Source organism: Streptomyces graminilatus, assembly GCF_001418565.1.
GTDB classification, from domain to species: Bacteria; Actinomycetota; Actinomycetes; order Streptomycetales; family Streptomycetaceae; genus Streptomyces; species Streptomyces graminilatus.
On the sequence record NZ_LIQQ01000285.1, the window covers coordinates 1 to 11,017 of the forward strand.

General features: G+C 67.6%; 12 protein-coding genes. 4 read left to right on the forward strand and 8 right to left on the reverse strand.

The window, feature by feature from the left end:
- Positions 1-193 precede the first annotated feature (193 nt).
- Together AOK08_RS23975 and AOK08_RS23980 are read right to left on the reverse strand one after the other, a co-directional pair.
- Entirely contained in the window at positions 194-1,042 is an 849-nt protein-coding gene (locus AOK08_RS23975; RefSeq protein WP_055529685.1) for a sugar phosphate isomerase/epimerase family protein, read from the reverse strand.
- A gap of 130 nt (positions 1,043-1,172) precedes the next feature.
- Complete coding sequence (locus AOK08_RS23980; RefSeq protein ID WP_198539355.1) at positions 1,173-2,156, reverse strand: SCO3242 family prenyltransferase; 984 nt, start codon at positions 2,154-2,156, stop codon at positions 1,173-1,175.
- Between the two features lie 341 nt (positions 2,157-2,497).
- Here AOK08_RS23980 and AOK08_RS23985 point away from each other — a divergent pair, with 341 nt between their 5' ends.
- Positions 2,498-4,123: a M4 family metallopeptidase gene (locus tag AOK08_RS23985; RefSeq protein ID WP_055529686.1), complete on the forward strand. Its 1,626-nt coding sequence runs from the start codon at positions 2,498-2,500 to the stop codon at positions 4,121-4,123.
- A 290-nt stretch (positions 4,124-4,413) separates the two neighbouring features.
- On the forward strand, positions 4,414-5,235 hold the full coding sequence (locus AOK08_RS23995) for an SAM-dependent methyltransferase (RefSeq protein ID WP_055529688.1): 822 nt from the start codon (positions 4,414-4,416) through the stop codon (positions 5,233-5,235).
- Positions 5,236-5,362: 127 nt separating this feature from the next.
- On the opposite strand, the gene AOK08_RS24000 is transcribed toward AOK08_RS23995, so the two are convergent.
- Positions 5,363-5,689 carry an antibiotic biosynthesis monooxygenase family protein gene (locus AOK08_RS24000; RefSeq protein ID WP_055529690.1) on the reverse strand — a complete coding sequence of 109 codons (327 nt, stop codon included), beginning with the start codon at positions 5,687-5,689 and terminating at the stop codon, positions 5,363-5,365.
- Positions 5,686-6,219, reverse strand: a complete 534-nt coding sequence (locus AOK08_RS24005) for an ATP-binding protein (RefSeq protein ID WP_063794120.1) — start codon at positions 6,217-6,219, stop codon at positions 5,686-5,688. The genes AOK08_RS24000 and AOK08_RS24005 overlap by 4 nt, the downstream gene beginning before the upstream one ends.
- Positions 6,220-6,413: 194 nt before the next feature.
- Between AOK08_RS24005 and AOK08_RS24010 the strand changes: the two genes are divergently transcribed.
- Entirely contained in the window at positions 6,414-7,301 is an 888-nt protein-coding gene (locus AOK08_RS24010; protein ID WP_079054236.1) for a helix-turn-helix domain-containing protein, read from the forward strand.
- A gap of 3 nt (positions 7,302-7,304) precedes the next feature.
- A complete protein-coding gene (locus AOK08_RS24015; protein ID WP_055529694.1) occupies positions 7,305-7,493 on the forward strand; it encodes a DUF397 domain-containing protein in 189 nt (62 codons plus the stop codon).
- Between the two features lie 28 nt (positions 7,494-7,521).
- Here AOK08_RS24015 and AOK08_RS24020 read toward each other — a convergent pair whose 3' ends face one another.
- The 4 genes from AOK08_RS24020 to AOK08_RS24035 form a co-directional block, all read right to left on the reverse strand.
- Positions 7,522-9,288 carry a caspase family protein gene (locus tag AOK08_RS24020; RefSeq protein ID WP_079054237.1) on the reverse strand — a complete coding sequence of 589 codons (1,767 nt, stop codon included), beginning with the start codon at positions 9,286-9,288 and terminating at the stop codon, positions 7,522-7,524.
- A 3-nt stretch (positions 9,289-9,291) separates the two neighbouring features.
- On the reverse strand, positions 9,292-9,633 hold the full coding sequence (locus AOK08_RS24025) for an effector-associated constant component EACC1 (protein ID WP_055529698.1): 342 nt from the start codon (positions 9,631-9,633) through the stop codon (positions 9,292-9,294).
- Between the two features lie 110 nt (positions 9,634-9,743).
- Positions 9,744-10,262 carry a hypothetical protein gene (locus tag AOK08_RS24030; protein ID WP_241827065.1) on the reverse strand — a complete coding sequence of 173 codons (519 nt, stop codon included), beginning with the start codon at positions 10,260-10,262 and terminating at the stop codon, positions 9,744-9,746.
- Positions 10,263-10,393: 131 nt separating this feature from the next.
- Positions 10,394-10,714, reverse strand: coding sequence for a hypothetical protein (locus tag AOK08_RS24035; protein WP_055529701.1), 321 nt, complete (start codon positions 10,712-10,714; stop codon positions 10,394-10,396).
- Positions 10,715-11,017: the final 303 nt, after the last annotated feature.

Consider the following 11,017-nt stretch of genomic DNA (forward strand, 5'->3'; position numbering starts at 1 on the left):
GCAGGGCCGGAGCCGGAAGGGGGTAGGCCGAGGGAAGGCCGGGGAAGGCCGGCCGGCCGACCGGACCCGGAATGCCGGAAGCGGAATGCCGGAAGCGGTCAGGGGTCGCGGGATTCTCGTGGCCGGATGGTGAGACGGCAGGCTCAGGGAGTGAGCAGTCACGGGGTGTGAGCAGGCTCAGGGGTGAGCAGGCTCAAGGAGCGAGCACGCTCCGCGCCTCGGCCCGGCGCAGGAACTCCAGGGAGCCGCGGGCGATGTCGGGGGCGTCCAGGGCGCCGCCCTGGATCTCGACGGACACCAGGCCGTCATGGCCGAGGTCGGTCAGCGCCGCCAGTACCGGCGGGAAGTCGATCTCACCGGCGCCGAACTCCAGATGTTGGTGGACCCCTCGGATCATGTCCTCGATCTGGACGTTCAGCAGGTGCGGCGCCGCCAGTTCGACACAGTCGAGCAGGCTCGGCTCCTCCACGCAGTGGGCGTGTCCGATGTCCAGGGTGACGCCGAACAGCTCGGGTCCGCCGAGGAGTTCGCGCAGTCTCAGACACTTCGCGACCGTGTCGACGAACATGTGCGGCTCGGGTTCGAAGGCCAGCGCGACCCCGTATGTCTCCGCCGTCTCCAGCGCCGCGCCGACGCCCGCGGCCAGCCGCTGCCAGGCCTGTGTCTCCGGGATGTCGTCCGGGGCCGGCCCGCTGCACAACTGGACGCTGGGCGAGCCGAGTTCGGCGGCGATGCGGATGGCGCGCCGCAGCAGGTCGACGCGGCGTTCCGGTTGGCCGGACATCAGGGTCGGCTGATGCTTGCCCCAGGGGTCGAGGAAGTAGGGCGCCCCTGTCTCGACCGTAACGGTCAGCCCGAGCCGCGTCAACTGCTGCCGAAGGCGGGTGACTTGGTGGTTCAGGTCGTCGGCGTACGGGTCGAGGTGGTTGTGGTCGAGGGTGAGAGCGACGCCGTCGTAGCCCAGGTCGGCGAGGACGCCGAGGACGTCGGAGAGACGGTGGTGGGTGAATCCGTTGGTGCCGTAGCCGAATCTCAGGCCCATAGTCCGCCTTCCGTCGCACACATCGCACACGTCGCACAATTCATGACCTGGCTCACGGCACAGCTCATGCTCATGGCGCCGATCATGCCGGGGCCCGTATCGGGCCTCATGTCAGGGCTCATGTCGGGCCTCATGTCGGGGACACCCGCCTCGCCAGGCTCCGCGCCACCGGGTGCAGGGTGCCCAGGAGCGCGGCGGCGACGGGCGCTCCGGCGCGCGCCGTGAGCGCCGCCTGCAAGGGGACCATCGCGAGGATGCCCGCCCCCACCGCACGCCGTACGGAACTCGCGCGCGGATCGTGTACGGCCCGTGCCTGGGCCAGGCCGTACGTCCCGAGGTAGGCGACAACTCCGGCCGAGGCGACGGCGGTTCGGGCGTTCTCCGCGCGGGTCCGGGCACGCCGGGGCGGGCCACCGGCCAGAACCGCGGGCCGGGAGGGGAGTACACGGGGAAGCACAGAGGACAGTACGGAAGGCAGTACGGAAGGCAGCACCGTCGACAGTGCCGTGGCCGATGACACGGCGAGCGTCGTGGCGGGCAGTCGGGCCGGGGCGCCGGAGATCTCGTGGCGGCTGAGGGCGGTGATCGTGTAGGTGTGCACCCCGGTGAGGAGGGCGGGTGCGGCGCCGCGAGCCAGCGAGGCGGCCGTTCCACCCTTGCGGGACGCGTGCCACGGGGGGCTGCCGCCGCCGGCCACCGCGCCCGCCAGTACGTCGAGAGCGCGTGCGCCCGCCATCGCCGCCGGACCTGCCGGAGTCGACTTCAGCTTCAGGTCGTACGCCCAGACGAGCGCCGTCAGGGGCAGGGCGACCGCGAGTCCCCGTCTGCCGCCCGACACCGCGGCGAGGCCGAGGCCGGCGCCGGTGAGGCCGGTGGCGACGGCCAGCGCGGTCCGGCGCGGCACCCGGCCGGAGGGCACCGGACGGGCGGGCCTCTCGACCGAGTCGACGGCGGCGTCGGCGTAGTCGTTGAGGGCCATGCCGGCCCAGTAGAGACAGACGGAGGAAGCCATCGCGCCGACCGTCCGAGGGCCGAGGGGACGGCCCGCCGCGGTCGCGCCCGCCAGGATGTCGCCGGGGACGCTCAGCGCGGCCGGGGCTCTGACGAGGCTCAACAGGTCGGACAGTGACGGCCGTTGGGGTGGACGGCGGGTTGGAGAGCTGCTGTCGCGTAAGTGTTGTCGGGAACCGGCGGGGGGAAGTGCTTTCCGGTCACTCATGGCCCAATCATTACCGTAGAACTTGAAAGCTAATACTGATGACTCATGTTGCTCTTGTGATGAATGCGACAACTCGCCCCGGTTGACAGTGAGTTCACACAACCGTCACACGTCGCCCCGGGGGCGGGAAAACGATTGCGCTGCAATTCGAGATGACGTCGTCCGCACTATGGACACGACATGTCATGCACCTTTAAATCTGAGCGATCAAAGCTGTCTTCACCCCAAGGAGACCGATGACATCCCCCCGTCTCGCCGCAGCCGGCACGGCCGCCGTCACCGCCGTCCTGCTTGCCGCAGCGCTCTCCCCCACCGCCGGCGCAGCTGACCTGCCAACCAGGGACACCGCGATCAGGAACGCGGTCACGGCACTCACGGACCAGGCCGCGTACCTGGGCCTGACCTCCGCACAGGGCACCAAGGTCCGGGACGTCGTCATCGACAAGGACGGCAGCCAGCACGTCCGCTACGACCGAACGTACCGTCAACTCCCGGTTCTGGGCGGCGACTTCGTGATCCACCTGAAGCCGGGCGGCGCCTACCGGAGCGCGAGCCGCGCCACGACCCGCCCGGTGTCACTGTCCACGATCAGCCCATCGGTGTCGGCCCCGAAGGCCGCCGGCCTGGCGGCCTCGGCGCTGCGCTCGGTGAACCGGGGCCAGGCGCTCAAGAACATAACCTCCAAGCCCCAGTTGGTGGTTGACGCCCTGCACGGCGCCCCGAAGCTCGCCTGGGAGACGAACGTGGTCGCCCTGGACCGGGCGGGCAACCCGGTCGGCCGGACCGTGGTCACCGACGCGCGCACGGGCGGCCAGATCGACGCCTGGGACAGCATCGAGACGGCGACGGGCGACGGCAAGTCCCTTTACAGCGGCACGGTTCCGCTGGAGACGACGGTCTCCGGATCGACGAACCAGCTCAAGGATCCGACCCGCGGCAACACGTACACCGGCGACGCCGCGAACGGCACCGACCTGTGCATCTTCGGTATCTGCATCGTCCGCGCCCCCGCGACGCTCTTCACCGACGCGGACAACCACTGGGGCACGGGTGCGACGGCCGACCGTTCCTCGGCGGCGGTGGACGCGCAGTACGGCACCAACGAGACCTGGGACTACTACAAGAAGACGTTCGGGCGCAACGGCATCAAGGGCAACGGGGCCGGCTCGTTCAACCGCGTGCACTACGGCAACAACTACAACAATGCCTTCTGGGACGACAGTTGCTTCTGCATGACGTACGGCGACGGTGACGGCAACGTGTTCGGCCCGCTGGTCTCGCTGGACGTGGCCGGCCACGAGATGACCCACGGCGTGACGTCGTCGACGGCCAACCTGGCGTACTCGGGCGAGTCGGGCGGCCTCAACGAGGCGACGTCGGACATCTTCGGCACACTGGTGGAGTTCAACGCGGCCAACTCCTCCGATGTCGGCGACTACTTGATCGGCGAGAAGATCGTGAAGCCGGGCTTCGGCAAGCCTGCCCTGCGCTTCATGGACCAGCCGTCGAAGGACGGGAACTCCGCCAACTGCTGGAGCACGGCCACCGGGAACCTGGACGTCCACTACTCCTCGGGCGTGGCGAACCACTTCGCGTACCTCCTGGCGGAGGGCAGCGGCGCCAAGACGGTGAACGGCGTCAGCTACAACTCCCCTACGTGCAACGGCTCGACGGTCGCGGGCATCGGCCGGTCCAAGCTGGGCGCGATCTGGTACAAGGCGCTGACCACGTACATGACGTCCTCGACGAACTACGCGGGCGCGCGCACGGCCACCCTGAACGCGGCGCGTGATCTGTACGGGGCGAACAGCGCGGAGTCCGCGGCTGTGGCTGCCGCGTGGAGTGCGGTGTCGGTGGGCTGAGCGGGGCTGCTCGGCGGGAACGCCGCCGAGCAGGAGATGTGCAGGTGGTGACTGATGGCCGTCCCGGGAAGGTTCTCCGGGGCGGCCGTCATGTTGCCCGCCCTCGTGTTGCCAGCCGTCAGGTCGCTCGCTGTCAGGTTGCCCGACGACATGTTGCTCGCCGTCAGGCTGCCCGACGACATGTTGCTCGCCGACGCGGCGAAGCGGGACGCATATCCGTATCGTGGGCCTTGGGCCTTAAGTTGAACCCTGTACGAACGCGTCCGCTGCGACCGAGGAGACGATCCCCCATGCCCGAGTCCGAGTTCGAGCCCGAACAGCGATCCGAACAGCGAATCGACACCTCGGTCCCGCACTCCGCCCGTATCTGGAACTACTGGCTGGGCGGCAAGGACAACTACCCCGTGGACGAGGCGGCCGGCGACGCGTACACCGCCGTCTTCCCCGGCATCGTCACGATCGCGCGCAGCAGCCGCGCGTTCCTGGGCCGGTCGATCCGCCACCTGGCCGGGGAGGCGGGCATCCGCCAGTTCCTCGACGTCGGCACGGGCCTGCCGACGGTGGACAACACGCACGAGGTCGCCCAGTCGGTCGCCCCCGACGCGCGCATCGTGTACGTGGACCACGACCCACTGGTCCTGACCCACGCCCGAGCGCTCCTCACCTCGACGCCCGAGGGCGCGACGGACTACGTGGACGCCGAGCTGTACGACACCGGCCGCATCCTGGAGGCCGCGGCCAGGACACTCGACCTCACCCGCCCGACGGCCCTGATCCTCAGCGGCATCCTGGGCCACGTGGCGGACCACGCGGTGGCCTGCGGCATCGTCCGCGACCTGATGGCGAGCCTGCCGTCCGGCAGCTACCTCTCCCTGAACGAGGGCTCGCGGGGCACGGACCCCGACTACGAGCAGGCGCAGGACGCCTACAACGAGACGGGCGCGGTGCCGTATTTCCTGCGGCCGGTGGACCAGATCGAGGCGTACTTCGAGGGGCTCGAACTGGTGGCGCCGGGGGTCGTCTCGGTGCCGCTGTGGCGGCCGGAGCCGAGCGCGTCCGGGGTTACGGCACCGCCCATCGGCCAGCACGGCGGGGTGGGCCGCAAGCCCTGACCCGGCCACCGGCTCCGCCGGAGCGCATGCCCTGACCGGCCACCGGCTCCGCCGGCCGGAGCGCGCCGAGTACGACTGCTGTCGCTCGGCGCGCCGCGACGGCGGGCTCGGGCGGGTTCAGGCGCGCTCAGTCCTGCTTGGGGGCGGCCTGCTGGACCACTTCGAAGGACCAGAGGGTCGATGCGGAGGCGGCGGGCTTGGGCTGCTCCCCACCGGCGGCGGCAGGTCGGTGCGCTGCCTGCATGGGGCCCGCCATCCAGGCCTGGAAGTCCTCCTCGCTGCGCCACCGCGTGTACACCAGGTAGCTGTCGGTGCCCTCGACGGGCCGGAGCAGCTCGAACCACTCGAACCCGTCCGACCCCTCGACGGCCCCGGCCCGCGACGCGAACCGCTTCTCCAGCGTCTCGCGCTGCTCTTCGGGGACCGTGAGTACGTTGATCTTTACGATGCTCATGAGGCCCATCCTGCCGCAGGCGGGCGCTGACGGTGTCGCGCGGGGGCGGTGGCGGTGGCAGCGGCGGGTACGGGGTCGGCCGCCGACGCAGGGTGCGACTGCCGCTGGTTCGCCACCCGCCCCACACCGCGTACGACATCCAGCTCGCACCAGACGAGCTTGCCGACGGTCAGCTCGGTCACGCCCCAGCGGTCGGCGACGGCACCGACGATCAGCAGTCCCCGCCCGAACATCTCATCGGGCGCCGCCTGGCGCGGGCTCGGCAGTAATTCGCCCCGCGGGTCGGAGACGCTGACACGCACGGCCCGCTCCCCGAGGGCCAGCTCGACCCGGAAGAAACGGTCACGAAGACACCCGTGCAGTACGGCGTTCCCGCCGAGCTCGGAGACCAACAGGGCGGTGTCGTCGGCGAGTTCGGGGCGGCCCCAGTCGGTGAGGAGACGGTGGGACCGGCGACGGGCGAGGGTGACGCTCTTCGGGAAGGGCGTGTAGTCGAGGCGGTCGTATCGGAGTGGGACGTCCTCTGTCATGGCGGTCGCTTTCGGGCAGGGGGGAGCTGCGCCATCTAGTAACTGGCGCCACTCTGCGAGCGGTTCGTCACCGACGGTAGAGGCGGCACAAGATCAGGGCAAGTTAGTCCCGGAATAATTAATCCGTTCGTGGTTGCAGAGCGGATCTCGGCCGCGACAGACTGTGCGCGCACCAAGGCCTGGAGGAGTACAACTTGAGCGCCAATCAACCCATGTCGGGCAACAGCACGTCCTCGGTGCTGGGGCGGCGCCTGGGCACCGAACTCATCAAGCTGCGCACAGCAGCGGGACTCACGCAGACCCACGCGGCCAAGGCTCTGACCTCGTCCATCACGAAGGTCACGAAGATGGAGCGCGGCTGGGTCCCCATGCGCGACCCCGACATCCGCGCGCTGTGCGAGCTGTACGGGGTCCGCGACCCCGGTGCTGTGGGAGGCCTGCTGGAACTCGCGCGGGTCGACCGTGAGCGCCGTAAAGCCAAGGGCTGGTGGGACGACTTCGCCATCCCGGGCGTCATGCAGGAGTACGTCGCACTGGAGAGCGCCGCGACGACGATCAAGGCATGGCAGCCTGCCTTCGTGCCCGGACTGCTCCAAACTCCGGCGTATGTACGGGCGTTGAGGGAGACACCTGCGGCCCAGGTGACCAAGAGCCCCGTGTCGGACGACGAGTTCGTCGCGGCCCGCGTCGCTCGCCAGCGCCGCCTACGTCACGACCCGCCGTTGTCCCTGCAAGTAGTGATCTACGAAGCAGTACTCCGCAACTTCCCCGGCGGCACGTTGACAGCCAGAGGACAGCTCGAAGAATTGGTACGGGTGGCCGAACTGCCGAGCGTCAATCTGCGTATCTTCCCGTTCAGCGCTGGCACTCACGCCGGCCTCAACGGCTCGTTCAACATCATCTCGTTCGCCGAACCGGGAGCCATGGACGTCGTGTACGTGGAGGCCCCCTTCGCCGAACGCTGGGTGGAGGGCGGAGAGGCTGCCGCGTCCTACGATGAGTTGTTCGGAAGGATCACCGAATGCTCCTTCGACGAACGGGAGTCGGTGTCGTTCCTCGACAAGCTACGCAAGGAACTGTGAGCCGTGCCTGACTTCGACTACCGCAAGTCCAGCTACAGCAACGACGCAGCCGAGTGCGTCGAGATAGCCACCAACATCCCCGCCACCGTCGCGATACGCGACTCCAAGACCCCGACGACCCCGCCCCTCCGCCTCCAACCCACCACCTGGGAGACGTTCCGAACCGCCCTCGCAGGCGACCGTATGCGCTGACCGGCCGCGAAAGGCGCCCAGTCGGGCCTCATTTCAGGAAGCCTCGGCACTCGTCCAGGTCAGGGGGCGAGTAATTTGCGCCCCCCAGGCTGTTGTAGATGGCGTCCCTTTCAGTCAGCGTGGCGTTCATTTTTTTGCAGACTCCACGCTTGACGTCGACATTGCTGGCCTTCAGCCCGATTCCATATTGTTCAGGTTCGGTGAAGGGGTCGGCAGCGATGAAATATTTGTCGCCTTTTTTGAAATTTTGCAGAATTACTTCGTCCGTCAGTACCGCATCGTAAATCTTGTCGAGCTTGTTGACGCACAGATTGTAGTCGGTCGGGTGATCGACGTACAGCCACTTCGGTTTGTCGCTCTCCACATATCCTTCTGCGCTGGACCCCTTGACCACGCACAACCGAGCATCTTTGGGAATGTCATAGATGGAATAAACTATTTTGCGCTTACCCCGGATTCTCGCCTCGCTCGGATCCCTGGATCCTGGGTAATGCTCCAGCATAATCTTTTGGTTCGTCTGGAAGTACGGTCCGGCGAAAATCACCGGAGGATTCCCAGGGGTACCCTTTTTCCGCTCGGGCGATATTCCATAGGTTCCGATAAATATATCGACCAGCCTATCGTTCAGCTCCTGCGCTCTCGCGGCCGTTCCCACACCTACGAACCTGAATTTTTTGACACCCAATGCATGGAGGATGACCTTCGCGTAGTCGATCTCCTTGCCAATCCATTTTCCTCCTTTCTTTTCACTCAGGCCCGGCTGGTTCCTCTTCACGCCGACCTTCCATTCCACTATTCCGGCTTGCGCGTCTTCGAACCGCGCAAAGCTTTTCTTGTTTTCTTCGGCGGCAGGTGAAAGGGGTGCGATCGGAGCGGGATCAGGATGTACGTAATCCCAGATGAGCCGGCCGCCAACACCGACGACGGCGAGGAGGGCAAGGCAAGCGACGCTCGTGAACGCGATCCGGCGAGGGGTACGAGGGAGGCGCGGCGGATTCTCGCTCTCGTCACCGCCGGCGGTGGTGGTGGCGGTAGTTGCGTTGGGGGCGGCGGCATTGTCAGGCCGCAGCAGGACATCCATGCCCGGTTCCCACGCCGCCTGAGGCTCCTGCCGGTCCCCTCCTTCGACCGTCATTATCCGCAGACGCGTACGCAGCTCGGCATACAGGCTGTGGAGTGTCAACTCCCCCTGCTGTTCAAGCAGTCGTACGAGTTCACGAGTGAAGGGTGTGCCAATGCCGCCGTCCTGAGCCGTGATACGGCGATTGGACTGAACGCTCATCAGCAGCAGGATCTTCTGCTTCTTGCGCGGGTCCCCCATCTCCTGCCAAGCCCTGGCGGCGTTGCCCGCGTAACAGCAGTCAAGGATCACCACGATCCGCTCGGCTTCGCTGTTGGCGAGTTCGTCGAGCACATAGGTGATGGCGGCGGCGCCCGGGAACGCGTTGCGCCCTCCGGGAACCACGCGCGCGTTGTGCATCTGAAGGAACAGTCTGTTGCCGTCGACGGGCAGGATTCCGTGCCCGGCGAAGTAGAACAACAGCAACCCCTTGGCGTCTTGGGCGGCCCTGTGCAGAGCGTCCTCGAAGTCGGCGGACGTGGGCGAGGAGCACACGGTGATCTGTTCTTCGCCGAACACCGCACCGCGGCGCAGCGCGTCCCTGAGTCCGGTGCGGTTTTCATGCACTCTCGGCAGATTCCCAGGCACACCGTCGGAAGGCTTGGTGTATTGGTACTCGGACACGCCGACGATCAGTGCTCTGTTCGCTTGCCCGCGCGGATCGTAGAGAGGCAACGGCTATTCCTCGTCAGAGTCCTGTGGCGGTTCGACCCGGGGGTTGGGGGGCTCTCCCTCTCCAACCCTGCGGCGGTTGGCACGCCAGGCGTCGATCGCGCGCTTCGTCTGTTCTGCCAGCGTCACGACGCCGGTGAAGGTCTCGACGACTTGGAGGACGATTTCCCAGTCGGGCCCCATCTGGCCGAGGGGCGTGTCCTCCCGGACCCGCTCCTCAATGTGCAAGTCGCCGCTGCGCACGAGTTCTTCCAGCGGCTTCTCACGCTCCAGCCAGGCTTTCAAAGCCCTGACCTCGTTTTTGTCGGTGTTGCCGTCGAACCGGACCCGTATGACCTGAGCAGCCACTGCGTCTCCCTTGCTGTGTGGCCGAGATCATATTGGGTTCTTTTCACGCCTGCCCAGTAGACGGGGAAGTTACCTGACCGTACCAGCCGCCGTCGCACACGACGCGAAGGTCAGTAACCGTCCTCGCAGGCCCTGGCCTTGAACTCCGCCACCGGAACGGTGACCGCGGATTCGTCGCCCTCGTAGCGGACCATGCCCGGCGTGAGACGGTCACGGTCGGCGAGGGTGAAGGAGACGCTGATCGCCGACCACGAGTCATCCTTGGTCCAGCCGTAAAGGGCGTAAGTGGTCTTGGCGGTGAGCCGCTTGAGAGGCGTGGTCGCGGTCCATCCGGCACCGGGCGTTTCGAGGGTCCAGGTGGCGAGACCGGCCTTGAGGGGCCGGGCGGCGGTCCACGAACCGACGGTCGCCTGGTTGTCGACATCGCCGCTGTCGACATAGAGGGTCGCACCGTCGAGGTGATGTCCGCAGACCATCAGGACGCCGACCAGACGACCGTCGTCGGTCACCGAGACACCGGTGACGGCGTCAACGGCGGGCCCACACCCCGAAGTTGCGGCGAGGGCGGCGCAGGCGACGAAGGCACCCGCGAAGCGTTGGACCGACGGCCACGAAACTGTCCACTGCACAGCGCTCCCCCTGCCCCGGGGTCGCTATTCGTACCCCTGTACCCCTGACGGTAGGGACCATCCGCATCGAATCACGGCGGCGCCGCCGACCCGTTGCGCGCTCGTTGTTGCCCTGTTGCCGGGGGCTTGAGCTACGCGGTACCGGGACCGTCGAGAAAGCCGAGCAGCACCGCGGCCTCCGCACGGAGTTGTGCGGCCCGGTCGGCGTGTGCGGGGGCGGTCAACTGGGCGGCTGCCTCCAGGCGTTCGGCGGCCTCGGCGCGTACGACGTTCTCCGCGTCGCTCTCGCTCAGCGCGCGCCGCACCGCTTCGGTGGCGCCGGCACCGACCGGCGACTGTTCGAGGGCCACACCCCGGAGTTCGGCTTCGCCCACGGGCACCGCCTCCGCGTTGTCCAGCGCCCCGAGTGTCGACCGCAGGGCGCTCACCGCGACCTTGTCACGGGCGCGCATCGCTTCCGGAAGTGCTTGACGCATACGAAGACGCACAGACATGCAAGTGACCTTACGACAGGCCCAGTTGCCGCTGCGAGCGCTACGGAACGGGGCCTGCGGGGTGTGCGGGATGTGGTCGGCACGTACGTGGCGCGGGGACCGGAACACGGTGGCTGCGACCCAGCCGCAGCCCTACACCTCCACCCGCCGCCCCACCCCGATCTCCTCCACGTCCTCGTCCGACACCACCGCGAACACCCCGCCCGGTACGCCCGGCAGCGCGGCGACCCGCGAGGCGACGGCCAGGAGAGCCGCCTCTGG